Origin of the sequence: Dinoroseobacter sp. PD6 (genome assembly GCF_028807315.1) — a bacterium.
Lineage (GTDB): Bacteria > Pseudomonadota > Alphaproteobacteria > Rhodobacterales > Rhodobacteraceae > Dinoroseobacter > Dinoroseobacter shibae.
Map to the genome: position 1 here is coordinate 23,709 of NZ_JARAMN010000013.1, position 25,835 is coordinate 49,543.

At 63.5% G+C, this 25,835-nt stretch carries 24 protein-coding genes; 14 read left to right on the plus strand and 10 right to left on the minus strand.

The window, feature by feature from the left end; translation table 11 throughout:
- Positions 1–35: 35 nt before the first annotated feature.
- Both PVW48_RS17925 and PVW48_RS17930 read left to right on the plus strand, forming a co-directional pair.
- Entirely contained in the window at positions 36–914 is an 879-nt protein-coding gene (locus PVW48_RS17925; protein ID WP_274582319.1) for an SDR family oxidoreductase, read from the plus strand.
- A gap of 54 nt (positions 915–968) precedes the next feature.
- Positions 969–1,850, plus strand: coding sequence for a nuclear transport factor 2 family protein (locus PVW48_RS17930; RefSeq protein ID WP_274582320.1), 882 nt, complete (start codon positions 969–971; stop codon positions 1,848–1,850).
- Positions 1,851–2,017: 167 nt separating this feature from the next.
- Here PVW48_RS17930 and PVW48_RS17935 read toward each other — a convergent pair whose 3' ends face one another.
- On the minus strand, positions 2,018–2,599 hold the full coding sequence (locus PVW48_RS17935; RefSeq protein ID WP_274582321.1) for a Crp/Fnr family transcriptional regulator: 582 nt from the start codon (positions 2,597–2,599) through the stop codon (positions 2,018–2,020).
- A gap of 90 nt (positions 2,600–2,689) precedes the next feature.
- On the opposite strand from PVW48_RS17935, the gene PVW48_RS17940 reads away from it, so the two are divergent.
- The gene (locus PVW48_RS17940) at positions 2,690–3,220 is read left to right on the plus strand and encodes a hypothetical protein (protein ID WP_274582322.1); all 531 of its coding nucleotides are present in this window, start codon (positions 2,690–2,692) and stop codon (positions 3,218–3,220) included.
- Between the two features lie 141 nt (positions 3,221–3,361).
- Here PVW48_RS17940 and PVW48_RS17945 read toward each other — a convergent pair whose 3' ends face one another.
- A complete protein-coding gene (locus PVW48_RS17945; RefSeq protein WP_274582323.1) occupies positions 3,362–4,405 on the minus strand; it encodes an NAD(P)-dependent alcohol dehydrogenase in 1,044 nt (347 codons plus the stop codon).
- A gap of 100 nt (positions 4,406–4,505) precedes the next feature.
- Between PVW48_RS17945 and PVW48_RS17950 the strand changes: the two genes are divergently transcribed.
- Positions 4,506–5,402: a LysR family transcriptional regulator gene (locus tag PVW48_RS17950; protein ID WP_274582324.1), complete on the plus strand. Its 897-nt coding sequence runs from the start codon at positions 4,506–4,508 to the stop codon at positions 5,400–5,402.
- Positions 5,403–5,506: 104 nt separating this feature from the next.
- Here the strand turns inward: PVW48_RS17950 and PVW48_RS17955 are convergent, their stop codons facing one another.
- The 5 genes from PVW48_RS17955 to PVW48_RS17975 form a co-directional block, all read right to left on the minus strand.
- Entirely contained in the window at positions 5,507–6,211 is a 705-nt protein-coding gene (locus PVW48_RS17955) for a hypothetical protein (protein ID WP_274582325.1), read from the minus strand.
- Positions 6,212–6,264: 53 nt separating this feature from the next.
- Positions 6,265–6,774 carry an anthrone oxygenase family protein gene (locus tag PVW48_RS17960; protein ID WP_274582326.1) on the minus strand — a complete coding sequence of 170 codons (510 nt, stop codon included), beginning with the start codon at positions 6,772–6,774 and terminating at the stop codon, positions 6,265–6,267.
- A 77-nt stretch (positions 6,775–6,851) separates the two neighbouring features.
- Positions 6,852–7,907, minus strand: coding sequence for an MBL fold metallo-hydrolase (locus PVW48_RS17965; protein ID WP_274582327.1), 1,056 nt, complete (start codon positions 7,905–7,907; stop codon positions 6,852–6,854).
- 180 nt (positions 7,908–8,087) lie between these two features.
- Positions 8,088–8,375: a DUF1330 domain-containing protein gene (locus PVW48_RS17970; protein WP_274582328.1), complete on the minus strand. Its 288-nt coding sequence runs from the start codon at positions 8,373–8,375 to the stop codon at positions 8,088–8,090.
- Positions 8,376–8,482: 107 nt separating this feature from the next.
- On the minus strand, positions 8,483–9,487 hold the full coding sequence (locus PVW48_RS17975; protein WP_274582329.1) for an AraC family transcriptional regulator: 1,005 nt from the start codon (positions 9,485–9,487) through the stop codon (positions 8,483–8,485).
- A 130-nt stretch (positions 9,488–9,617) separates the two neighbouring features.
- Here PVW48_RS17975 and PVW48_RS17980 point away from each other — a divergent pair, with 130 nt between their 5' ends.
- From PVW48_RS17980 to PVW48_RS18010, 7 genes are all read left to right on the plus strand, one after another.
- Positions 9,618–10,640 (plus strand): GlxA family transcriptional regulator, encoded by a 1,023-nt coding sequence (locus PVW48_RS17980; RefSeq protein WP_274582330.1) that lies wholly within the window; start codon positions 9,618–9,620, stop codon positions 10,638–10,640.
- An 87-nt stretch (positions 10,641–10,727) separates the two neighbouring features.
- Entirely contained in the window at positions 10,728–11,093 is a 366-nt protein-coding gene (locus PVW48_RS17985; protein ID WP_274582331.1) for a glycine zipper family protein, read from the plus strand.
- A gap of 257 nt (positions 11,094–11,350) precedes the next feature.
- The gene (locus PVW48_RS17990; protein WP_274582332.1) at positions 11,351–12,229 is read left to right on the plus strand and encodes an SDR family oxidoreductase; all 879 of its coding nucleotides are present in this window, start codon (positions 11,351–11,353) and stop codon (positions 12,227–12,229) included.
- Positions 12,226–12,894 (plus strand): hypothetical protein, encoded by a 669-nt coding sequence (locus PVW48_RS17995; protein ID WP_274582333.1) that lies wholly within the window; start codon positions 12,226–12,228, stop codon positions 12,892–12,894. The genes PVW48_RS17990 and PVW48_RS17995 overlap by 4 nt, the downstream gene beginning before the upstream one ends.
- Before the next feature lies 1 nt (position 12,895).
- Positions 12,896–13,945, plus strand: coding sequence for a serine hydrolase domain-containing protein (locus PVW48_RS18000; RefSeq protein WP_274582334.1), 1,050 nt, complete (start codon positions 12,896–12,898; stop codon positions 13,943–13,945).
- Positions 13,942–14,952, plus strand: a complete 1,011-nt coding sequence (locus PVW48_RS18005; protein WP_274582335.1) for an alpha/beta fold hydrolase — start codon at positions 13,942–13,944, stop codon at positions 14,950–14,952. Before PVW48_RS18000 ends, PVW48_RS18005 begins: the two co-directional genes overlap by 4 nt.
- A gap of 25 nt (positions 14,953–14,977) precedes the next feature.
- Positions 14,978–16,003, plus strand: coding sequence for a serine hydrolase domain-containing protein (locus PVW48_RS18010; protein ID WP_274582336.1), 1,026 nt, complete (start codon positions 14,978–14,980; stop codon positions 16,001–16,003).
- Between the two features lie 817 nt (positions 16,004–16,820).
- Here the strand turns inward: PVW48_RS18010 and PVW48_RS18015 are convergent.
- Positions 16,821–18,140 (minus strand): MFS transporter, encoded by a 1,320-nt coding sequence (locus PVW48_RS18015; protein WP_274582337.1) that lies wholly within the window; start codon positions 18,138–18,140, stop codon positions 16,821–16,823.
- A 7-nt stretch (positions 18,141–18,147) separates the two neighbouring features.
- Positions 18,148–18,408: a metal-sensing transcriptional repressor gene (locus tag PVW48_RS18020; protein ID WP_274582338.1), complete on the minus strand. Its 261-nt coding sequence runs from the start codon at positions 18,406–18,408 to the stop codon at positions 18,148–18,150.
- A gap of 86 nt (positions 18,409–18,494) precedes the next feature.
- Here PVW48_RS18020 and PVW48_RS18025 point away from each other — a divergent pair, with 86 nt between their 5' ends.
- From PVW48_RS18025 to PVW48_RS18035, 3 genes are read left to right on the plus strand one after another with little or no spacing between them, the layout of a single operon-like run.
- The gene (locus tag PVW48_RS18025; protein WP_274582339.1) at positions 18,495–18,848 is read left to right on the plus strand and encodes a hypothetical protein; all 354 of its coding nucleotides are present in this window, start codon (positions 18,495–18,497) and stop codon (positions 18,846–18,848) included.
- A 60-nt stretch (positions 18,849–18,908) separates the two neighbouring features.
- Positions 18,909–19,637, plus strand: coding sequence for a HupE/UreJ family protein (locus PVW48_RS18030; protein WP_274582340.1), 729 nt, complete (start codon positions 18,909–18,911; stop codon positions 19,635–19,637).
- Between the two features lie 12 nt (positions 19,638–19,649).
- Entirely contained in the window at positions 19,650–20,300 is a 651-nt protein-coding gene (locus tag PVW48_RS18035; protein WP_274582341.1) for a transmembrane anchor protein, read from the plus strand.
- Positions 20,301–20,495: 195 nt separating this feature from the next.
- Here PVW48_RS18035 and PVW48_RS18040 read toward each other — a convergent pair whose 3' ends face one another.
- A complete protein-coding gene (locus PVW48_RS18040) occupies positions 20,496–25,826 on the minus strand; it encodes a sacsin N-terminal ATP-binding-like domain-containing protein (RefSeq protein WP_274582342.1) in 5,331 nt (1,776 codons plus the stop codon).
- Positions 25,827–25,835 lie beyond the last annotated feature (9 nt).

Genomic DNA, 25,835 nt, shown 5'->3' on the forward strand with positions numbered 1-25,835 from the left:
GTCGGTAACGAAGCGCGCAAGCAGGAGAACGACCCATGCCCACACCCGAAAGAACCATCGTCATCACAGGTGCCAGCAGCGGCTTCGGCGCGGCGGCCGTACGGGCCTTTGCAGACCGGGGCGACCGCGTCTGGGGCACGATGCGGGACACCGCGGGCCGCAACGCCGCCAAGAAGGCCGAACTCGAGGGCTATTCCCCGCGCATCACCATCGCCGAGATGGACGTCACCAGCGACAACTCGGTTGCCGAAGGCTTCGCCCATATCCTTGACGACGGTCCTGTGGATATCCTGATCAACAACGCGGGCATCATGTATATCGGCATGACCGAGGCCTATTCCCTCGCGCAGGCCGCGGAACAGATGGACACCAACTATTTCGGCGCGATCCGCGCGATGCAGGCGGTGCTGCCGTCCATGCGTGCGGCCGGGTCGGGTCTGATCATCAACACCAGTTCGATCGCCGGGCGGGTCTCGGTGCCCTTCTTCGGCACCTATTGCGCCACGAAACACGCGCTGGAGGCCTACAGCCAAAGCTTGCGCTACGAGGTGGCCCCCTTCGGTGTCGATGTGGCGCTGGTCGAGCCCGGCCCCTTCCCTTCGAACCTGTTGGCCGCCGGCAAGCCGCCTGCGCTTGAGGACGTCCTCGCGTCCTACGGCGATCTGCGCGACGTCCCAACGACGATGGTCTCGGGCTTCGCAGACATGCTCGCCAGCGATCAGGCCCCCGACCCGCAGATGGTCGTGGACACCTATCTCGCGCTGGCCGATGCCGCCCCGGGCAAGCGTAAAACGCGCACAGTCGTCGGCATAACCTGGGGCGTCGACGAGGTGAACGCCTTCACGCAGCCCCGCCAGGACGCACTCCTGAAGGAAATGCAGCTCGACGGCGTGCTCGGCGGTGCCGACGCCTGAGGGCTGCGCGGACCGCATACCACACTTCAAGCCCTTGACCCAAGGAACCTCAACATGACCAAGACCCTTCTTTTCGCCACCGCCGCCGTCGCCCTCGCGACCGGCGCAATTGCCGAGGACACCATGTCGAACAAGGAAATCGTCGGAACCTTCCTGGGCGCCGTCTCGCAAGGGGACGTCGACACGATCCGCGAATTGGCGAACCCCGACTACATCCAGCACAACCCCTTCATCCCGACCGGGCTGGAGCCCTTCATCGAGCTTCTGCCGGTGCTGGCAGAGGCCGGAACGACGGCCGAGAACGTCCGCATGTTCCAGGACGGCGACTACGTCTTCATGCACAACATCTGGCGCAATGCCGAGCCGTTCGGCGCCCCCGAGATGGTGGCCTTCGACATCATCCGCGTGGATGAGAACGGCCGCGTCGCCGAGCACTGGGATGCGCTGCAGCCCCTCGTCTCGGAAACTGTCAGCGGCCGCACCCAGACCGACGGCCCCACCGAGGCCACCGATCTGGACCAGACCGAGGCGAACAAGGCGCTGGCCGTCGCGTTGGTCCGCGATGTGCTGATGGGCGAGGACCCCGCACGGATCACCGACTACATCAGCGCCGAGAGCTACGCCCAGCACAATCCGATGATCGGCGATGGGCTCGAGGGGATCGTTGCGGCGGTCGAGGCGCTGACAGCGCAAGGCAACATGTTCCAATACACCGAGATCCACGCGGTTCTGGGCGAGGGCAACTTCGTGCTGACCGTCAGCGAAGGCCAATGGAACGGCACGACCAATGCCTTCTATGACCTGTTCCGGATGGAAGACGGCATGATCGTCGAGCATTGGGACGTGATCCAGCCCGTGCCGACCGAGGGACTTGCCAACGACAACGGCATGTTCACCGGGTTTGACGACGTCGGGCCGGACTCGATCCGGGACTAATCCCGACAGCCACAAAGCCCCCCGGCCCCAACGGGCCGGGTCTACCGAAGCCGCAATTCCGCCAACACGCTCCGCACAAGTCTTTCGATGCCGGTCGTGTTGGCGGAAGGGATGGGCCCGACGTCCGACCTTAAATTTCCTTAATTTATTGAAATATAATTAGATTTCTATAATCCGCTTGGATTTCGTAGTCGGCTCAACGTCACGGGCGTCATTCCGAGGAACGACGCGATCTGACTGTGAGTGAACAGTGTTTCGTGATCAGGATAGCTGCTGCGAAACCACTCAAGCCTCTCCTTGGCCTTGAGTGCGGCGAGGCTCCATTCCCGGCTTGTCTTGTGCTCCAGTTCGGCACGCAGGACGGCATTGGCCCAATCCTCGATCGCAGGCGACCGACGCATCATGTCCAGCAGGACCGCGGCTTCCACTGATGCGGCTTGTCCGTCCGTCTCTGCTCTCAGGCTGACAAGGGACTTGCCTTGGGCGGTTCGCGCCAGATTGGGCGTGATCACACACGGACCCACGAAAAAGCCAACACACACTTCGCGTCCTTCGGCGTCACCGATCAGACTGACCATCCTCCCGGACAACAGGATGTATTCCTTGTCATCCGGATAACCCTGTCGCGCGAGGTGCTGAACCTTCGCAACGGCTTTGGCCTCAAACGCTCCGGCCAAGGCGTGCGCATCGGCAGCGGCCAGGCCGCCGAAAACCCGTGGGTCCAATTCAAAGCTGCTTGCGACCTGCATGTCTGACTCTCCGTTAACAAAAGACAATGCCTCGCAAGCAAGGTGCCCCTACCAAACACTCATATCCCAAACGCGACAGGAGTTCTTCACATGAAAATCGGGCACAGCGGCAAGGCGGCAATCCTATTCGGGCTGGGTGCCATGATGTTCTACCTCGTCATGGTCCTCGGAACGCTCAGATACCTGACCGATCTCGCAGTGTTGCTGCCGTTCGATCTGCGACCCACAGGATATTCACAGGTCGATGCCGCGGTGCTGCTGGAGGCGCTCGGTGTGGCCGGGCGCCAATACTATCTCACACGCCAAATCCCCCTGGATACACTTTACCCGGCATTGCTGGCGCTGACCCTGATATCAACGCTGCGATGGCGTGCCTCCAGGTTCGGGCCGACGTTGATGACACGGATAGGCGTACCATTGGCTATCCTGACCGCGACCTTCGACTATCTGGAAAACATCGGGATAGGCCTGATGCTGCACGGAGGGGCAGACCCTACGCTGGTACAAGCCACAAGCACGGCGACGATTGTGAAATCCGCCCTGACGACGGCTGCCATCCTTGTCGTCGTTGCCGCGGTGGCATCGGTCCTGCTCAGGCGCATGTCGAGGCAGCGCGCTTGACCAGTGCCGTGCAGAACCAGGGATCCGGTGCGCTCCGGTTTCGCCCGGTGCGATCCGACCTTCAGGCCCACGTTCTGGACGCCGTTGGCTCGCTCGAGGTTGTGACGGGTGCGAAGAATCTCCTCAAAACGCCCGACCAGGTCAAGCAGCCGCGAGGTTCGGCTGATCCCCGGAGGACGGGCGCATGTCCAGCGCGATAACGCCCCGGCGTCGGCGCGTTTCCACTGCTTCATGGGCGCGCGCGATCTCGGCCAGTGGAAAGCTCCGTTCGATCGCCGGGGCCAGTTTGCCCGCCTCGGCCATCTCTGCGAGGCGCAACAGCTGCGTGGCATCCGGCTCGGAGATACCGAAGCGCAATACATGGCCGTGGCGCCGCCACGGGACCAGCATCTGCCGCCCCTCGCGCCAGCCGCCCTCGGTCGTGAGATAGCGCCCGCCGCGCCGCAGGAGCCCGCGCGCCCGACCGAAATCCAGGTGGCCGATCGTGTCGAACACGACGTCGAACCTGGCACCTGCCTCGGCGACGTCCTGACGGGTGTAGTCGATCACCTCCTCCGCGCCGAGACCGCCTACGAAATCGATGTTGCCCGGCGAGGTCAGCGCGGTGACATGTGCGCCCAGCGCCTTCGCGATCTGGATGCCGGCATGACCGACCGCTCCCGAGGCGCCGGTGATCAGCACCCGCTCGCCGCCACGAACCTGGCCCAGATGGCGAAGGAAGTGATCGGCGGTGGCGGCACCGAAGGGGAGCGCGGCGGCCTGCGCATGGGTCAGGCTCATGGGCTTGGCGGCGATGGCGCCGGTCTCGGGCACGACGATGTATTCCGCGTGCCCGCCGCTGTTTGCCCCGCCGAAGACCGGCTCGCCGACCGCGAACCGCGCCGCGCCCTCGCCGGTGGCGACGACGGTGCCCGAGAAGGTCACGCCCGGCACGACATGGCGGGGGCGGAAGAGGCCCGATACGAGCCGCCCGACAAGACGCAGCCCCTTCGGATAGGCCGCTCCGCGCAGGCGCCAGTCGCCCGTGGTGACGGTGGAGGCGTGGATGCGCACCAACACCTCGCCCGGCGCAGGGCTTGGGACCGGCATGGTTTCCAGCGCGAGCACCTCCGGCCCGCCGTAGCGGCGGGCGGTGGCGACGGTCATGGTGGCGGGACGGGACTGGAACTGGGACTGGACGGGCATGGCGACCTCCATGGGGATGATGTTGTGACTGAAGTCGGGATACACCTTCACATGCGCATGACGAATTGACCGAAAGGGCATTTCGTTTATGCATTAATGCATGAACTGGGACATGCTTCGTTTCGACTGGGCCCGTGCGCGGGCGTTTCTCGCCACCGCCGAGACCGGCAGTCTGTCGGCTGCGGCGCGCGTGCTGAAACTGGCGCAGCCGACGGTGGGCCGGCAGGTCGAAGCGCTGGAGCGCGAACTGGACGTGACGCTCTTCGAGCGGATCGGCAAGCGCCTTGTCGTGACCCCCGCCGGGCTGGACCTGCTGGAACATGTGCGCGCCATGGGCGAGGCGGCACAGCGGATGGCGCTGACGGCCTCGGGGCAGAGCCAGAGCCTCGATGGCCCGATCCGCATCACCGCCGGAGAGGCGGTCAGCGCCTACATCCTGCCCCCCGTGCTGGAGAGCCTGCGCGCCGCCCATCCGGAGATCGAGATCACCATCGTCGCCACCGGCCAGCAGAGCGATCTGCAATTGCGCGAGGCCGATATCGCCATTCGCAACGCCCAGCCCACCCAGGATGACCTGATCGCGCGCCGCACGCCCGACCGCCCGGCCGGTTTGTTCGCGCGGCGCGACTATCTCGAGCGGCTCGGCGGTGACCTCTCGCGCGCCGATTTCATCGGCTTCGAGGGCAGCGCCAACATGGCCCGCGCCCTGACCGAGCGGGGCTACCCGGTCGAGGCACGCCAGTTTCGCATCCTGTGCGAAGCCCATCTGGTGCAATGGGCCTATATCCGGCGCGGCATGGGCGTGGGGCTGATGATGGACGAGATCGCGCTGGCCGATCCGGACATTACGCGTGCGGTGCCCGGCTTCAGCGTGCCGGTGCCGATGTGGCTGGTCGCCCACCGCGAGGTGCGCACCTCCCGCCGCGTGCGGGTGGTGTTCGACATGCTGGCCGAGGCGCTCAGCCGTCCGCCAAGGTCTGCCGCACCACTGTCTTAAGGCAGAAGCCGAACCGGACCGAGCGGTGCGGGGACGTGTGGCTGGGTCTGAGTCGACATAGCCGCAAACAAGCGAGAGGCGGCGGTCGCGGCCTGCCGTTCGGTTCAGGACACAAGCGCCGGTCGGCCTGCGGGCGGGCGGCTCGCGTCGGGTGCGGGAAGCCCGGCCCGCGCCGCGCCGCACATCTCCTCGACGATCAGGGCTTCGCTCTGGCCTCGGTTCGCCCGCCGCAGGATGATGTCTGCGTGACGGACGCCATCCTCGTCGTGGCCGTAGAGCACCGATTGGGCCCGCATGAACGTCGGGCCGGAGCGCCAGTTCGGGCGGCCGAGGCGATCGACGTAGAGCGTCGTCTTGGCGAAATGCTCGTCGCCGGTCGTCGTGTCGGTGCGGGCGAACATGATCTCGTCGACGCCCTGATGCTCGAACAGCGGACTGACGCTGCGGAAATGGCTGTCGATCCGGCCCTTCGCGTCGATGCCGTAGCCGGTGATCGAGATCGACGCGAGGTCTTGCGAGATGCGCCAGATCCCCATGTGCGGGATCCCTTCGACCTCGTAGCGGTAGGTCCAGAGCCCCTTGAGGAAGCGCCCCTGGTGGTAGACGGCCAGCAGCGTGTCCGAGGCACGGATGAGCCAGTAGACCAGGATGATGAGCAATCGAAAGAGGCCGACGCTCGTCAGAAACGTGATGAACCAGCGCAGTCCGGGGCCGATCTGGTCCGTCCCGCTCAGGAGGCTGTTGATGGCAATGATGTAGGTGATCGTCATCAGCAGGATGGCGATATTGACCTTTTCGAGCGTGTTCATCGGGTGGCCTCCTGCGGCGGACGTGTCGGGAACAAGGGGATCGGTGGCGGCGGTCAGGCGGGCTGCAGCTGGCTTTGGGTCATCCACAGCAGCCCGAACAGCAGGAGCGCGGCCGAAAGTGCCGCTGCGCCCGTGCGGACCGAGTTCCAGAAGGTCCAGCGTGGCACGTAAGTCTGAAGCCAGTAGTCCCGCGTCGCGCCCTGCGACAGGTCCATCCCGGCCAGCGCCTCGTTCATCGGCACGTTGAAGGCGACCGTGACGCCAAAGCAGCCGACGAGATAAACCAGCGCCGCAAGGCCGATCAGCGTTCCCGCCGGGCCGGATAGCGCGACCCAGGCATAGCCTGCGATCAGGACCGACACCGCGGCCATGCCGAGGAACAGGGCCATGAAGACCCAGCGAAAGACCTCGCGGTTGATGGCCTGCATGGCCTCGACGCCGCCCACGCCGCCGGTGAGCGCGAGCGAGCGCATTATGAAGTCCGAGAAGGCGAGGAACACGCCCGCGACCAGCGCGTAGGCGAGGATCGAGAGCTGCAGGAGGACAAAGAAGATGGTGGACATCGCGCGTCCTTTCCGAAACTGGCGTATTGCTGGGAATGGCGGGCCGCCAATCCGACCCGCCTTGATGACGGTGTCGTTCAGTGCATGATCGAGTGCAGAACGACGGTCTCGCAGTGGCTTTCGGCCCAGAGATCGACCACGGACAGCGTGCCCTCCCAGCGGTCGACGATCTGGCCTGCGCAATCGTCGCGGATCTGTTCCATGGTCATGCGATAGGCGAGATTGCCGTGCTGGAACTCGGTCAGCTCCATGTTCGCCATGAAGCGGTCCATGAAACCGGGCCAGAGATCCCCGACCGTGTCGCGCACGTCGAAGGCATAGTCGCGCGCGGTTTCCACGTCCTGCCGGGTGCCCAGGACGGAGACATGCCCGGAGAGGAAATGCTCGAAATCATATGACAGGAAGATTTCGAAGCTATCCAAGTAGCCTTGCAGGTTGCTGGTGGCGCCGAAATTCATGAAGGGCGCCTCGCCGGGCGTGATGGTGTCGACCGCCATGAGGAACCTCTGTTCCGGCAGGTAGATCATCACGTCGGTATCGGGGGAGTGGAAGTTGGCCGTGGCAAGCTCGATCGGTACGCCTCCGATGGTCAGCGATAGCTGCTCCTCGAAGGTCTCGGTGGGCCGCGGCACGCCCCGCAGCGGGTTCGCTTCAAGGCTCTCGGCATTGGCCTGCGCACCGATCACGGTCAGCCCCTCGACGTCCGAGAAGAACGCCCCGCCGCCGTTGTGATCGGCATGCTTGTGGCTCAGGATGAAATGGGTGATCGGCACGCCCGGCGCGGACATCTCGATGGCCATGCGGAGCCGCTCTCCGAAGCTGGGCGGCGCGTCGAAGACCACGACGCCGTCCTCGGTGACGAGAAAGGCGGACTGGTAGATGAGGTCGGTGACGAAGAACAGGCCCGGCTCAATCTCGCTCACGTGAAGGCCGAACTCCGTGTTGATCTCTGCCGCACGCGCCCGCATGGCGGGCAGTTCCGAGGCGAAGTGGCGGAAGCTGTCCGGGTGGTCGATCTCGGTCGAGATCGTGTTGGCAGGATTGTGTTCGTGGCCAGGTCCTGCGGAGACGGTGGTAACGGTGCCGATGACCGCGAGGCAGGCGATGGTGGATACGGCGGTGCTGAGTTTCATTGTCGACTTCCCTTGTTTGTAACGATGGGGAAGCAATAGACGACGCCCGGCGCACGATATTGACCGAAGCGGCCAGCGTTTTGACCGACATTGCCATTGCTCAAAACATGCGGGCGGCGCGAACCAAAGCGGCGCCGGAGAATCCCGGCGCCGCCTCTCTATCGGATCGATGGAATTGGCTCAGGCGGGCGCGAAAAGCGCGATGTCCATTTCGGCTGCCGAAGCCCTGAGCGGGGCCAGCGCCTGGTACTCCGGCGAGTTGTACCAGGTCTGCGCGGCCTCCACGCTGGGAAAACGGACAAGCGCCACGCCCGGCGCGTGCCAGGCGCCCGAAAGCGTTTCGGACAGCTGGCCGTCGAGGATCAGCTCTCCGCCATGCGCTTCGAGCGTGGGGCCGGCCGCGGCGGCATAGGCTTCCATCTTTTCGGCATTCCGAACGGTGACGTTTGCGACGAGATATGCGGTCATTGAGGCCTCCATGAGTGACGTGTTACGTCCTCAGGTCTCGCACGTCCCGCGGGGTCCGCGCTTGACCGCATCTGCCATGCTTTTGCTCCCCGCCGCCAAAGCGGAACTCACAGCCCGGCCCTTCCTTTCCGGTAACTCGCGGGCGTCTGGCCGACCCACCGCTTGAACGCCCGGGTGAACGAGCTCTGTTCGGCGAAGCCGGTCAGGAAGGCGATCTCGGCCACGGAGTGGCGGTCGTCGCGCAGAAGCCCGATCGCGAGGTCGCGGCGGGTGTCCTCGGTCAGGGTCTGGAAACTCACCCCATGCTCCGAAAGGCGGCGATGAAAGGAGCGCGCGCTCAGGCCGAGGGCGCGCGCGATATCCACCATGCGCGGCGACCCCTCGTTCAGAGCCTGCGCAATGACGTCCTTCGCGCGGGCGACGAGCGTGACCGCTGGGGCGATCTCGGCAAGTTCCGCATCGAGATGAGATACGAGATACCGGGAAATCCCCTCGTCGCCGAGGATGTTCGGTTGTGCCAGTGTCTCTGGCGAAAACAGGATCGCGTCGATCCCGGCATCGAAATGGACCGGGCAGCCAAACCAGTCCTCGTGGGCCGCGACCGATCCCGGCGCGCCGTGGCGCACGAAGACCTCTTGCGGCGTCACCGGAACCGGGCTGACCTGACGGGCGAGGGATATGGAGCTTGCCAGCGTCGCTTCGTTCGACAACCGCAGGCCCAGCCTTCGTTCGCCAGCCCGGTGCAGGATGAAGAGCGTGCCACGCGGATCCGGGCGAAGTTCGTACTCGACGACACTGGTCCAGAGCCGGGCATAGCGTTCCACGCGCACATAGGACCCGCCGAGCGTCGTTGCCGCCTTGAACGCGAGCCCGAGGGCGCCGTACTCATCCAGCCGCATCGAGGCCCCGGTCCGCAGGGGCAGTTCGGTGACATCCACCTCGGTCGCGATCTGTTCGAGCATGTCGTAGTAGGCGGCAGCCGGGATCATCGCCTTGGGGTCCCATGGGCCGTCAGGGTCGATACCCGCGCCACTCAGGAGCGCCGCGCCATCGATGGCTTCGCCGGCCGCGGCGACCATCTTTCGCGCGAACAGAGAAGTGACATAGCCCATGGCGACTATCCTACGGCGGATGGGCGGAGAGGCAAAACAACTTGGTTTGGCAGAAAGCGTGGGGTCTTTGTCCTAACGGACAACGCGCCATTCGGGCTAGTGTCGGACCATGGCACGAATTGAATCCCCTATGTCACCCTCAGAGCCGCGGCGCATTCTGATGATCGCCTATCCCAGCGCACACAACCTCGACGTGGTCGGCCCGCTCGAGATCCTGGCGACGACGGCCTATTTCGCGGGAGATGGCGGACGTCCCTACGACATCGCCATCATTGCCGAAAACGCGGGCCCCATCGTGGCAAGCTCAGGCCTTACGATCACCGCCGCACTGTCCTTCGAGGATGTTCTGACCGACGATCGTGACATCGACACGCTGATGATCGCGGGCGGGCACGGCAGTTCCGCGGCCATGAAGGACCCCGCCCTCGTGGATTTCCTCCGCGCCGCCGCGCCACGCGCCCGCCGGATCGCTTCGATCTGCACCGGGGCGCTCGTTCTCGCAGAGGCGGGCCTACTCGACGGAAGACGCGCCAGCACGCACTGGTTCTGGTGCCCGAAGATGGAAAACGATTACCCGGCGGTCGAGGTGGACCGGGACGCGATCTATGTGCGCGACGGCAATGTCTGGACCTCGGCCGGTGTGACCTCGGGCATGGACCTTGCGCTCGCGCTCGTCGAGGACGACCTCGGCCACGAGACCGCCCTGCAGGTCGCGCGCTTCAGCGTCATGTACATGATGCGGCCGGGCGGGCAGTCGCAGTTCAGCGCGCACCTCGTGGCGCAGCGCGCCGAGGACCCGGCGATCAACGCCACGCTCGACTTCATCCTCTCCAACCCGGGCGATCCTCTGACCGTGACGGCGCTGGCTGCCCGCGCAGGGCTGTCCGAGCGAACCTTCGCACGCCGCTTCAAGGACGAGACCGGCATGACGCCGGCGGCCTATGTCGAGACAGCACGGGTGCAGGCCGCGCGGGTCGCGCTGGAGACTACCGCGAAAGGTATCGAACAGGTCGCGGTGGGCTCAGGGTTCCAGAACGCCGAACGGATGCGCCGGGCCTTCCAGCGGCATCTCGGCGTCTCTGCCACGGAATACCGGGAGCGGTTTCGCGGATCGCATGAGGCGCAAGCCCTGATCCGAGACGGCCCCAACTAGGCCAACGCACCAAACGAGATCACCGAACACCACCACCGTGCAGACGTAGTCTGCACGCCCCTTACCTATTGTCTCAGTGAAAACCCAATGAAACACGTAACTCTTTCGCTTTGCCTTCTACCTGTCCTTGTCAGTGCCTGCGCCGGGAGCGGCGCAGACTACACGCCGATCCTCGACGGTCCGCGCACGGCCGCGTTCCAATCCGATCTGTCCGCCTGCCAGGCTCTAGCCCGCGATCAGCGCCAGTTCGATCAGGAAACCGCCGGAGCGGCTGTCCTCGGTGCCGGTGCCGGTGCGCTGCTGGGCGCCGCCGATGACGATGCGGACGCGGCGGGCGGCGCCATCGCCGGCGCGCTCGTGGGCGGTGTCGCCAGCGCCGTCAATGCAAGCGAACGGCGGGAAGCCATCGTCGTGGAATGCCTGCGCGGGCGCGGGCACAGAGTGGTCGGATGACCTGCCCTCCCACCTTCGAATGAACTGGAGACCAGAATGCCTACGCACCCCTATCGCCGCCATCGTCGCCTGACGGGCGTTGCATCCCTCTTCGACCTCGCCCTTCGGGCTTGGTCGCCGGATTCTGCAAGGCCACGGCTGCCGACGTCGGCGCGTCTCAGGCGCGACATCGGCCTGCCCGAGATCGAAGACGGGCCCGCCACTCCCGCAAGTCTGCATCGCTCCCTCTGACCCTCCACAACACGAGAAGCACACTCATGCAGTCCGTTTTCATCGCCGGTGCGACCGGCTACCTTGGCCGCTTTCTCTGTGCCGCGTATCGGTCGCGCGGCTATCTCGTCACTGCATTGGTGCGGGATCGGGAGCGTGCGGAAGACCTCGACGCCGACGTGTTGATCGAGGCGGAAGCGACACGTCCCGAAACTCTGTCCGGCGTCATGGACGGCATCGACTTGGTCGTCTCGGCGCTCGGGATCACGCGGCAGGCCGATGGGCTGAGCTACAAGGAGGTGGATTTCGGGGCCAACCTGAACCTCCTGCGTGAGGCGGAACGGGCCGGTGTCAAGCGCTTTGGCTATGTCCACGTCCTGAATTCCGACGCGATGCGCCACGTGCCGCTTGTCTCGGCAAAGGCAGACTTCGTCGATCAATTGCGGACGTCCAGGATCGCATCGACCGTCGTCGCGCCCTCCGGGTATTTCTCGGACATGGAAGAGTTTCTCTCCATGGCGCGGGCGGGGCGTGCCTGGCTGTTCGGCTCCGGGGCCAAGCGCATCAATCCGATCCACGGCGCCGATCTCGCGGCGGCGATCGCTGATGCGACCGAGGCCGGGCTTGGCTGGCTCGACGTGGGCGGGCCGGATACCTTCACCCAGGCCGAGATCGCCAGGCTGGCATTCGCCGCGCTGGACAGTCCCGTGCGGATCACACGGCTGCCGGACGTCCTGCGCAAGGCCGCGCTGGCCGTGTTGCCTAGGGTGGCTCCGCGCCGCATCCACGGCCCTGCTCAGTTCTTCCTGACCGCCCTTTCCCGAGACATGGTGGGAAAGGCGCAAGGAACGCGCCGCTTGTCCGACCATTTCCGGCACCTTGCCGGTAGCACGAACGCCACCCTTTCCAAGGAGGTCACACCATGACCCTTACGCGAACCGGCGGTATTGCCGCGCTGATCTGCGCCGCCACCTACCTGATCGGGTTTGCGCTTCTGGTGACGCTGCTCGCGCCGCTGGGCTACGGCTCGAACGACATCGACCCCGCTGCCGTGCTGGCCTTCGATGCGGCACGCCCCGGCATCCTGACCGCGTGGAACACGGTCATCTACGTCGTGAATGCCCTCGCGCTCGTCGTGCTTGTTGTTGCCCTGTCCGAGCTACAAACCTTCACGACGCCCGGCTGGGCCGCCGTCACGAGAGGGCTCGGTCTTGTCTGGGCCACTCTGGTCCTGGGCGCCGGCATGATCGCGAATGTCGCGCTGGAACGGGCCGCGCATCTCTCCGCTTCGGACCCCGCGGCTGCGGTGGAACTCTGGACCACTCTCCATGCGGTCGAGCTTGGTCTGGGCGGTGGCAACGAGATCGCGGGCGGTGTCTGGATCGGCTGCGTCAGCCTCGCCGGATTGATCGGGAAAAGCCTGGCGCGGCCCGCCGTGTACCTGGGGCTTTTGACAGGTCTGGGCGGACTTACGACTGTCATCCCTTCGCTCGGGGACGCCGCCGGAGCAATCTTCGGCCTCGGGGCCATCGCCTGGTTCCTTGCAATCGGCACTACACTTATGGCGGCGCCGCAGAAGAAAGGGGGATGATATGACGACGGTCGACACGGCCTTGCAAAACCTTCTCGTCAAGACATTAGTAAAGAGTCAGGCCCGTGGCGCCCTCCTCCGCGTCCAGTCGAGCGATGGCAGGATCGACTTCCGCGGCAGCGCCGGGAGCGCGACCCCGGACATCCGGTTTCCCATCGCCAGCATCTCCAAGACTTATACCGCCGCGATGATCCTCCAGCTGGTCGACGAGGGCCGTCTGACCCTCGACCAAAAGGTACAAGGCGCGCTGCCAGAGGTCGACCTGTCAAGCGTCCATGTCGTGAAGGGTGTCGATCATCGCGCCGACCTGACGATCCGCCAGCTCCTGTTCCAGACCTCCGGGCTGGCCGATTACTACGAGGGCGGCGTGGCGGACGACCTGATCCGCAGCAAGGATTACGCCTACGGCCTTGCGCAGGTTCTCGACTGGGCGCGGTCCGGGAAACCTCAGGCTGCCCCGGACATCGGCAAGGCGCATTATTCCGATACCAATTTCCAGCTGCTCGGCGCGGTCATCGAGGCCGCGACCGGCCTGTCCTTTGGCGACGCCTTGCAAGAACGGATCTGCGGACCCCTCGGCCTTAGCCGAACCGCTCTCTTCGATCCCACCCGTGACGACAACGGCCGGACGTTGCCGGTCTATCACAAGGCGCTGAGGCTCGATGTCCCGCTGATCCTGTCCAGCATGGGGCCGGACGGCGGCATCGTCGCGGATACGGACGATCTGATGACCTTTCTGCGCGCCTTAATGGCTGGGCAGCTATTCCGTCGCGAGAACCTGCCTGCCCTGTGCGACTGGCGGCGTCTCTATTTCCCGTTGCAGTACGGCGGCGGATTGATGCGGTTCAAGCTGCCCGGCTGGATGACGCTCTGGCGGCCCTCGCCGGAATTGATCGGCCATTCCGGGGCCAGCGGATCCTTTGCCTATCACGCGCCGGGGCCGGACATCTTCCTCGTCGGCACCTTCAACCAGACCGATGCGCCGAAACGCCCCTTCGGTTTCATGCTGGAGGTTCTGAAAGCCATCGAAGCACATGGAGGCCGCGCATGATGTCGGTTCTGAAATGGCTTCTGGGCGGGATCGCCGTTGCGGTTGCCCTCGTCGTCACCCTCTACGTCGCGGCGCGCAGCGACTATCCCGTGGCCGCCCTGGTGACCGGGGACGGCACCCTGCCATCACGGGAGATCGGCGGGGTCAGGCTGCACCTGCGCATCCAGGACGGCCCGCCCGATGCGCAGACCATCGTGGTCCTGCACGGCGGCGCGGGCGGCGACTTCCGCTCGCTCCAGGGTCTCTCGGACCTGTCCGACACCCACCGCGTTGTCTTCTACGACCAACGCGGAGCGGGTCTGTCCGAGCGTGTGCCGGCGGAACAGCTTACGCTGTACTGGTATCTGGCGGAACTGGACCAGGTCATCGCCCTGACGTCCCCAGACAGGCCTGTTGTGCTGATCGGCCATTCCTGGGGCGCGATGCTGGCGGTGGCCTATCTCGGGGAACATCCGAACCGGGTTGAAAGCGCAGTCCTGATCGAACCGGGTTATCTGGATGCGGAGGGCAAAGCGGGATGGGAGACCCGCGCGGCGGCGTATATGTCGGGTGCGCGGTATCTTTGGCAGGCGATCCTGAACGGTTTTCGCGCCGCCCATGTCACCGGGACGGACGCCCAGGCCAACGACGACTTCATGATCGGGCAGATGGTCGGGGTCTTCGCGAACCATCCCGACAACCCGTATCACTGTGGCGAGGGCTACACTGCGCCGAGCTGGCGGTTCGGGGCCATTGCAAGCGCGGAATGGCGTCACGCCTCGCACAGCGACCTCGATCGCATCGCGCGCGGAACCGGGTACGAGGGCCCTGTCCTGTTCCTGGCCGGTGGCTGCAACGACTGGACAGGCGCGCCGCTCCAATCGCGTCACGCGGCGCTCTTCGCGAATGCGAGGCTCGAGATCGTCCCCGAGGCCGGCCACGACGTGATCTGGGACAATCCCGGCGCAGCCCTTCCGGTGATCCGCGCCTTTCTCGATAACGGTGCGACGCTTGCAAACCGACCCTGACAAGAAGCCGGGCCGCCTCCGTTCGATGATGCGAACCTATGAGGGCGCCTTCCACAGCGTCGTGGCCTTTGATCTGCGCGGTGGAGCCGCAGGGTTTCTTCACTCTGGCATTCATTTCGAAGACGCCCCGCCCGAAGATGTGATCTTCGAAATCGGCTCGATCACCAAGGTCTTTACCGGGGTCCTGCTGTGTCTCTTGATCGAAGAGGGCACGGTCGATCCATGCGCGCCACTGGCCGAGATGTCCGAAGACCTGGCGGATGTGCCGACAGAGCTGACGCCCGAGGGCCTGATCTCGCACACGAGCGGGTTGCCGAACATTCACATGCCCATCTGGCGGGCGGCAATCACGCCGATGCCTCAAGGGCCTTATGCCGGTTTCGCACGCGCCGACCTGTTGCGGTGGCTTCGGACCTGGAAGGCCAAGCCGGACCCTGCGCCGCGCCACGCCTACTCCAACCTCGGTGTCGGGCTTCTTGGCGAGGCCATGGCCATGCAAGCTGGGAGGCCGTTCATAGCCCTTCTCACTGAAAAGGTCATCGCCCCGCTCGGACTGGCCGATACCACGGATCGCCTAGACGAAGACCAGCAGCGCCGCTTCGCACGGCCAAAGGACACAAGCGGTCGGCTTGTTTCGCCCTGGACCTTCGACGCCCTGGCAGCCGCCGGATGCCTTCGCTCTTCTGGGCGCGATCTCGCGCGATTTTCTGACCGCGTGATGCAAGCGCTAGCCGCACCCGAGACCGCACTGGACCGAGCCGTTGGCCGATCAACCGTTCCCATTTTTGGTCTTGGTAAGCGAGGCGCGATGGTGCCGGCGGCGCAATGCTCTGGCTGGATGTCGTCGAGACCGAGCCCGACATCGCCCGGTATTCTCCACGCGAGCGGCGGAACAGCGGGCTCGACCTGTGCGCTCTACATCTGTCCGGAGCGGCATGAAGCCTGCGCGATCCTCTCGAACAACGGGATTGCCGCCAGCCTTTGGGGAAGCATCAGGTTGAGTTGGTCAGGTCAAGTCAGGCAGGCCCACGCGTATTTCGGAACGGGCTGAAACAATTATCGCCCGCGCGGAAACGGCCGGTGTGCCGGAAAAGCCCTTTCGATCAGCTGACCCTGGGGTCCGGTTCTCTCCTCCCTGCTTTTCGGTTTTTTTCCCACGTCGACCTTTATTGTATTAGCTGCAATCCTGAACTACCTCGGCTTGTCGGAAACCACCGACTGCCCCGATAAGCGACATGTCAGCGCCAAGGAGCGCCGATTTGTTCGTGCGCAGGACAATGAACGTGTCGGCAATAGGTCACGATGGAGGCTTGCGAAGAACCGCGGCGGGACACGAAAGCACGTGATCGAACCATGAACATGTGCTGTACACGACGCACCGCAAGACACTGAAACTGGGACTGCATCGCCTCCATCCATCACGACAACGACGCCGATCGGACGCTACTATACGCCGACACAGTTGGTTGCGGGGTGATTTGCACCTACGGGGCTAAGCCATTGATATTGCTTGAACCGATTGACGGGAATATTCCCGTCACTCGCTAAGCCTCTGAAGTTCTTTTGGTTTTTCGAAGGGTTTGGTTGCGGGGGCTCGCAACTCACGATTCCTGCGATTGGTGGAGGGCGTGGTGCCGCGGCTTGTGGCGTAGCTTCGGGAATAGCGTCGGAAAACAGCGCAACTGGTGAAGTCCCGGTGCAAGAGACGCCTTAGAGGTTCTAGGCGCAATGGAACTGAACCGGTTTCTCCATACGGTAAGAGCAAAAGAGCTTTAGGCTAGAACGGGAAAGCTGAACCCAGGCAATGCTCCAGAGTTTTTTGAGGGCATGACACGAGCCAACAACGCTACCGGTCGAAGACACCGAAATCAGAGCTGCGACGCCCAGCGGGGGTGCTGATCGTCCACGACGAATGGATGCGCGTGGCGGCGCTCGCCCTTGAGGTGGGGATGGTCGAGCGGCAGGTTGTCGTGGGTGTGCTCGACGATCTCGGGATCCTCTTTCGGCCAGAGGCGCAGCGCGGAGAGCACACCGGCACCCGCAAGCGCGGCGAGGCACCCGAGTGCAGCGACCGGCCCGAACTGCGTCATCAGCCAACCCGACAGCGGATAGGTCACGAGCCAGCAGGCGTGGCTCAGTGCGAACTGGGCGGCGAAGAGTGCGGGGCGGTCTTCCGAATGGGATGAGCGACGCAGGAGACGGCCGGAGGGGGTGAGGACAGCCGAGTAGCCAAGTCCGACCAGCAGCCAGGCGCCGAGCAGGAAGGGCCAGTCGAGACCGAGCGCGGCGACTTCTGCCGCCAAGACCAACAGGGACAGGACCATCAGCGCGGCCCCCGCGACCATCACCGGCCTGTCGGGCACGCGGTCGAGCAGGCGCGGCAAGACAAGCGCTGCCAGCATCGAGCCGGCGCCGAAGGCGAACATCGTCCAGGCCAGTGCGCTTTCCGACAGGCCGAGGGTGCCGCGCACCAGCACCACCGAGTTGACCAGCACCATGGCGCCCGCGGCCGCCGCGGCGAGGTTCAGCGCCAGCAGCCCCCGCAAGCGCGGCGTCGCGAGGTAGATGCGGACACCCCGGGTCGAGCGGTCGTAGATGCCGCGCGGTTCGGATGGCTTCGGGCTCGGCAGCAGGACCGAGATGATCAAAAGCGCCGAGGCCGCGAACCCCGCCACCGTGCCGAGGAAGAGGGAGTTGTAGCTCATCACCGCCAGCAGCAACGCGGCCAGCGTCGGGCTGACGATGTTCTCGAGGTCATAGGCCAGCCGCGAGAGAGACAGCGCACGGGTGTAGCGCGCCTCCTCCGGCAGCACGTCCGGTATCGTCGCCTGGAAGGTCGGCGTGAAGGCCGCCGAGGCCGATTGCAGCAGGAAGATCAGGACATAGACCTGCCAGACCTCGGTGACGAACGGCAGGCAGAGCGCGGCGCCCGCCCGCACCAAATCGAGCCCGACCAGGAGCGCGCGGCGGTTCACTCGGTCCGCGAAGGCCCCCGCGATGGGAGCGATGCCGACATAGGCCACCATCTTGATCGTGAAGACCGTGCCTAGCACCATCGCCGCCCCGTCGCCCGCGAGATCGTAGGCCAGCAGCCCGAGCGCGACCGTCGCGAGCCCGGTGCCCAGCAGGGCCACAACCTGCGCGAGGAACAGGTGGCGGTATGTGCGGTCGGCGAGGATTTCCAGCATTAGGCGTTCAGAGGTAGCGGGCGATGGCCTTCAGCTCATCGCGGTCCGCGGGGGAATGGTCTTCGTCCAGGCAATGGTCCATGTGATCGTGGATCAGGGCCCGCTTGGCGTTTGCGACGGCCTTCTCGACCGCCTGCAGCTGCTGGGCGACATCGAGGCAGGGCTTGCCGTCCTCGATCATGCCGATCACGGCCCGCAGATGACCGTCGGCACGTTTCAGCCGGGCGATCAGGGCGGGATGGGTTGCGTGGACATGGGGCTTTGTCATAGAAAGACGCTATCCCCCCTGGGGGGATAGAACAAGATGGCCTCTTAAAGGGGTCACGCAAACGAGCGGGCAGACAGGCAAAACCGATGAGACCTTTGGCGACATTCGGAAGACAGGCGTTTGCAGCGCTTCTCTGCCTGTCGCTGATCGTCTGGTCCGTCATGCCCGCAGCGACCCATGCCCCGGCCGTGTTCGAGACGATCCAGGATCATCTGGAGATGATCGCGGATCATGGGCATTCCCACGGGTTCGAGGAAGACCTCTACTGGGCGATGCACGGTCACAGCCATGACGTGGCCGACCACGACCACAACCAGGCGTTCTTGGACCTTGGGGACCGAAGCCATCCGACCTCCGCCTACCGGGATGCGTGGCGGCTGAAGGCCTCGCCCGGCGGCGGGCACCACACATTCAGGATCGAACGACCTCCGCGTGCCTGATCGGCGCCGCGCCCGCGCGCGGCTTCACCGATCATCAATCGCACGTACGGAGACCTATTCATGAGTTCCAACTCAACGGGCCTGCACGCGCTCGCGTCGCGACGCGTCACGGCCATCCTTCTGACAGCCCTTGCGCTCTACGCCTCCAGCGTGGCGCAGGTGCTCGCCCATGACGTCACCCCCGGTGATGCGGGCTACATTCAGGAAATCTGGGGGGTGCACATCATCTCCTTCATCTATCTCGGCGCCAAGCACATGGTGACGGGGTACGACCACATCCTGTTCCTTCTGGGCGTCGTCTTCTTCCTCTACCGGATGAAGGATGTCGCCATCTATGTCAGCATCTTCGCCGTGGGCCACTCGGTGACGATGCTGGCCGGCGTCTGGTGGGGATGGGGCATCAATTCCTACATCATCGACGCCATCATCGGCCTTTCGGTCGTCTACAAGGCGCTCGACAACCTCGGCGCCTACCAGAAATGGTTCGGGTTCCAGCCCAACACCAAGGCCGCGACGCTGATCTTCGGCCTCTTCCACGGCACCGGCCTCGCCTCGAAGATCATCGAATACGACATCTCCGAGGACGGCCTCTTGTGGAACCTGCTGGCCTTCAACGTCGGGGTCGAGGTCGGCCAGATCCTCGCGCTCTTCGCGATCCTCGTCGTGATGGGCTACTGGCGCCGGTCCGAGCGGTTCATGAGCCAGGCCGTCGTCGCCAACGTCATCATGGTGGGCCTCGGCATCTGGCTCACCGTCTACCAGATCAACGGCTTCCTCACGGCCGCATAAGGAGAAACGGATATGCAACTCATCGATAGAATGCGTGACACGATGCAATTGACCGCGGAGAAGCCCGATCCGGCGATCCTGCCGACACCGAGGCAACTGCGGCGCTCGACCATCGCCGCCGTGATCGGCGCGGCCTTCATCGGGGTCGGCGTCTACCTGCCGGCCGAATACGGGATCGACCCGACCGGGGCGGGCAATGTCCTCGGCCTCACGGAAATGGGCGAGATCAAGCAGCAGCTCGCCCGCGAGGCCGCCGAGGACGAACTGATCCACGGCGGCGGCGAGCAGTCCTCGCGCCTCGTGGACGACATCTTCGGCCTCTTCGTCGGCGCGGCACACGCGCAGGAAGCCTGGACCGACACGGAGACCTTCACGCTGGCGCCGGACGCGGCAACCGAGATCAAACTCGTCATGGAAGCGGGCGATGTCGCGGAGTACGCGTGGGTTGCGGAAGGCGGCCGGATCAACTTCGACCTGCACGCCCACGGCGACGGCCAGTCGGTGGACTACGACCGCGGCCGCGGCGCGACCGAGGGCCAGGGCAGCATCGAGGCGCCGTTCCCCGGCGAACACGGCTGGTTCTGGCGCAACCGCGACGATTCCCACGTGACCGTCACGCTGCAGCTGCGCGGCGCCTACAGCGAGATCGTTCGCAGTGAGTGAGCAATGGCGCCTGCGGGAGACCGCAGGCGCATCCAATACCGATCTTTGTCACAGTATAGAGACGCTCGTGAAGTGCATACGCCTGACAGGGCGTGTTCCTCCAGAGCAAGCCGACATCCCTCCATTTTCATTTTCTGACGGGCAACTGCTTGAGGGGACGGGACTGAGGTCGAACGTTCTCCAGGTCTATCGGGTCTACCGGCGCTCAAAGCGCAGCCTGAGCGAGCCGCGTCCAACGACGGAAAACTGCGCCTGTGTTTCTTTGTCCATTGGGTTGGGAAGTTCAAAAACACACCACTTCTCAGGCGAAAAGACATGCGGAACATAGAGAATGCGATACCGTCTGCGACCGGTGCGCGAGGCAGAGCTGGCGACGCGAAGTTCGTTCGAGGTCAGTTCGAATTCGCATCCATCCTCAAGGGTAGACTTGACTTCAAACATCCAGTCGACCGTTGGTGTCTGCACAAGAAAGTCGTAGCCAGCTGAATCGTCACCTTCGCTACCACCAAAGAACTTCGTTCTATTCTCCGATATCCACGAACTCTCGCCGACAGCTTCGGGAAAGCGTCGCTTGAGGTACTGATAGGCCAACCATTCACTCGCGACGCCCATTGCGACCTTCTGCGTTTCGGTCAGGCGTGCGGCCCGCTGCACCCGCTTGCCTCCACCGCCGTTGCCACCACCGGGGTCCGATCTCGACGTCTCATCGAACGGCACCAGCCTAGTTCGCTGACGACTCCTTTCGAACCAGCTATCGTCAGACTCGATTGCGGCCTCGGCAATGTTTTGCATGGCTACAGCGAACGACGGGTCCCCTGGATCAAGATCCTGTCCAGCGAATTGGATAATGCGCTTCCGACGATCACGTTCTTGCTGCTCTCTGGCCTTCCGCTCCTGCTCTTCGCGCACAGCGCCTTCGTCAAGCCCGAGACCTTCCGGGTCAATCCGTGCAGGCATTTCCGCGGGCCATATGCCCGCCCGCTCGCAGAGACTCGCCACTTGGTCCTGTTTGATCACCTCGAAGTCAAGGAAGCCTGCATTCTCCACCAGGCGCACGACCTCTTGTGCCTCACCTTGTTCCCAGATCTCTGGTAGATCGAGATGGTTCTTTCGGGTCCACGCCCCTAATATGGGCTTGGCCTCGCTCGCAAAGGCGTGGACCACTTTTCGGTTCTCGCTAATCATCTTCTCGAAGGCCGGAAGATCCGCTTCCGGGATTTCTCCCAGCGCATCAGCGAAGGACCGCTCCACATGCGTAACAACCGTCTGACGGTCTAGCGTTTCGCAATCTAGGACCCAACTCGGATCGAACTGGATGAATTGAAGCTCGCGCCTTGAAAGGTAGGTGGAAAGATCGCGTCCTTGCCGGTAATCCTCAAGATGCAGGCATCTCAGCCGGTCTCGGAGCCCTGGCACCAATTCGCGCAGGTACGCTTCGAAGGTGGCCCGCAATTCTGCTTCGCTAGATAGAGCTTCTTCACCGAGAGACTGAAGAACCCGGTTGAACTTTCCGTAGTCAAGCCCCAGCGTCGTCAAAACCGAACGACGGTCGGGGCTTTCCTCACAGGCGGCGAGCAGGTCGCCGGCGGGCGGGGAGTTTTCCGAAAGATGCGTCTCTAGCCAACCCCGCAGGCTGAATTCCGCCCCCATGTCCTCCGCGGCTGCGCCAAGGGCCCGCGCCAGTTCGGCACCTTCGAAGTATGCGACAACCGGGACCATAAGATAAAGGATGTGCGCCAGATCGGTCCGCATTCCCGCGCGCATATCTTCGACAATTCCGATATCACAGCCAAGTGCAGTGGCGAGTTCGGCATCCGAGGGGCGTTCGAGAGTGCCTTCGGGGCGTCCGATCGCCAAGCGGAGAAGCACCAACTCTAGGGAGCGAAGTCGCGTGTCGGTAAGCTTGGATATCTCGGAAGCAAGACCCATCGCCAAGCGTGGCCAATCGAGAGGTACGCCGTGCGTCAGGATAAGCGTCGGACTGGCATCGTCTCGGAAGGCGTACCAGTCCATGCGGCCTCCGCCGGTCACCTCCTGGTCAGCCACCTGCAGTGAAATTGAACTGCACCTCCGAAGCCTTATCGCTCGGATCCCCTTGTCGAGAGTGGCATGCTGAATCCCTCGCTCAAGGTTCTCGCCCGCAACCTCGTTGGCGATCACCGCGAGTTCTGGAAGCCAGTCTAGGCCCTGTGATACCAGATGGTCGTCATTGTTCCTGGGAACAAACACCGAACCATCCACAAGCAACCGGACGGAGGCTCGGTCCAGCTTGCTGGGCGAATAGCCGTTGATGTGTTTGAGGCTCTCAACGATGATATCGAGGTCGGCGTCCCCCACTTCCAGTATGGCAATGCCGGCAGCGGAAAGCGCCCGCGCCTCAAAGCTTTGTGCGTTGTCGACAAGGATCACCTCGATCGGCTCAGCCTTGTCGCCCTCGATGGACGCTAGGTTTCCGGAACGATAAACCGCCAGCGGAAGGTCAGATGGCAACGTTGCACCGCTCTCGGCCAGTTCCCCCCAAGCCCGGCCGTATTGGCGTCGAAAGGTCGCCACATCACCCGACTGAAGGTTTCTGGCAGAGTTCGCTAGAGCAGCGAGGCGCAGCGGTGCCGTCTCAGGTTTGGCCCAATCCAGAAGTCCAAGCGCATCGCCAAATGAGATCTTGGCGATCTCCTCTCTCTCGACAAGCACTCTAGCGTCGTCGGAAAGACGTGGAATAAATGCCGGAACTCCTGGTCTTTTGGTCCTTGATGCCCAGCACTGGTTTGGTGAAAGGAATATGCGTTCACCGCGCAGGTCGCCCTGCAGCCACGCCTCGGATCGCAGGAACGCGCCCAACGGTGTGACAACGCGACGTTCGTCCCACTCACGCTGTGCACGATCGTAACGTCCAATTCGCGCCGAAAGGAACTTTCGGCCATAAAACGAGAGGTGTTGGACAAGCAATTCATAGAACGCTTCGCGCAAATGCTCAGGCAACTCGTCATATTCGTTCTGCCCCGGCATCCGCCAGAACTCGCCCTTCAGCGCATAATCGTCCGTATTAGGATGACGAAAGGTGGTCGTACCCGCGTGTCTTGTCCAAGGCTCGCCTAGGCCGTTCTTGAGGTCTCCGCGACGCAGCAGGTTGTCCCAGTATCCCGAAGGCGACCCTCTCCGTCGAACTTTAGCCGCAATGGGTTTCAGGCCATCGGCTACCTCAATCACCTCCAGAAACGTCACCCATTTTCGAGCGCCGGCGTCGATCCGCGTCTCCCATTCGTCCAACGGCTTTAGAAGATGTTTCCTCGCCCGCTCGCAGTCCTCCGAATATGCGGAGGCGTCGCTGAGATAGGCTTCCAGACGTCTTCCGGCTTCGGTCCACGTTCCGGAAAACACGGCGTTGTCGGCTCGTATCCAGCCTCCCAGCGTGGGCACGTGTAGGTCGGCACTCTTTATCGCAGCTTCCGCGCTCTTTCCTGCCGCATCCCAGACGCGAAACGCCCAATCGAGCGCTTCCACGCGTCTCTTGTCACTAGGTGCCTTACCAAGCGCGGAGCCGAGACCGGACAGCGCTTCGATTGGATCAAACTTCCGAATGAGCCCTGCGTCGGCAAACGCTTTCAGCACTTCGTCGGACAGACCGATCTTCTCATCGAAAAAGCGATACCCTCTGGTTAAGGACGACGGCGGCAATGGAATGCCACCTTTCCTGCGCTTGCCGATCTCGCTTTCGCTGCGAACGTAGAGACCGTGGCGACCGTCCGCATCATGTCCACCCGCCGAGCGCAGCTTCCCTGACCGGTCGATCAGGACTTCGACGCCGTCCAGACAGTCCAAGTCAACCTCCGAAGCCTCGCAGAGGGTGGCCAGATCATTATAGAACTTCGACCATGTTGCTGGCTTTGCGTCCCGGTCGACGAGCGTCCTCGCATAGATCGCCGACCACTCGGGGATCTCGTCGGGCGAAGGGAGACGGGAATACCGCCAGCCATACCGACCAAAGCAGCGTCCGGCCATCTCGCGAAGCCGCTCGAGACGCGAATTGTTCAGATCGCCGGACGCCAGATGTACGCCGACGTGCTTCACGATCTCGCGCGGTTTCAGCAGTGCAAACTTGGCATCAGGCCAGATCGAAATGTTTTCGAGGTTCGACCATTTCTCACCACTCTCGGTGGGAATGATCGGAATCACATTAAGCTCGCTCAATTTCAAACCCGCGGCCTTCACCGCAGCATCGAGCTTTCGCGCATCGCCTCCGGTCCAGGCAATCAAGTCGAATACGCTGCGCCCGGGGATATCCAGTTGCTCTCGCACGACGGCCAGAGCTCCGGATACGCATGCCTCAGCGACGGCGTCCATCAAGTGGCTGTTCAGCGGCAGTTCTAAATCGGTATTTCGGCGGTCGATGTCCGCAAAAAACGGCGCGTCGATGTGCCCAAGGAGTGGCGAGCCGGCTTCGCTCCCCATCGGCAGAAAGTTGTAAAGCTGCCCATCCAGCACTGCCGCCGTCGACAGCCCAACCGCGACGGAGACGCAGGGCTGGCCTCTCCACTCTATCCACCGCTTCAGAGCGGGGGCACGATCGATGCTGTCCCTTACGGCTGCAATGACACGTTCCTTTTCCACTTCCTGTCGCACCAAGAGGAACCGGCGGTGCTCTCCAACTTCGACCTCTGAAATTTCCGGACTGTCCGGTCCACCACTCTCTCGCAGGACTTTCTGGCGTCTGGTCAGGCGCCGGCCACCAGTTCTCTTTCCTTCAATTTCGACATCGATCCGGACCTCCGCGATGCGATCAAGGAAAAGGAGAAGCGGATGCTCCAGATTTGCAATCTCTTCGACTTGTTTGCGCACAAGGTTGACCGCTGAAGAGGACCGGAGAGGCGCGACGATTACGGTTGCGTAGCCCAAATTGGCATAGCGCGCGATCTCTGACGGGATATCATCGAGCGGCCGAGGAACCAGATATCTCGGAATTGCATTGGATATCCGGTCCGCTTCATCCTCTCTGACCGCTTCATCGCGCAACTCCGAGAGAATGATGTCTCGGATCTCATTCCGCCTCGCGAAGCGGAAGCAAAACCCGTCGAATGATTTGGAGGACTGGTTCGGTGATCTGGAGTAGATTTGCACATCTTCGGTGATCGCCTCGATGCTTCGAAACCCAAGCCCCTTGTTTCCGATCCCCTCACCGATCTCCTTTCCGCTGGTCGCAAGGTTGATGATCGCACTTACATCGCGATCACGGAAACCATGCCCGCGGTTAGCCACATAAAGGCGACCCTCGGTCTCGGAGGTCACAGCGAGCTTGATCGCAATTCCACCATCTTCACCGGCCGAGTGAGCATCGTGTGCATTCTGTATGAGTTCGAACAGGACCCGATCGCCGTATTCGGTTCCGATGACTTCTCCGAGATTCTTGAGGCTTTCATAAACCTGCTGGCCCTTTCGATGCGCATCGAGGGCGTTCGAAAGAGCATTTCGCGCCTGCGTTCGTAGTGCCTCGGCGGGGGTAAGAGAAGCCAACTCGGAAGCAAAGTTCAATTATTTGAC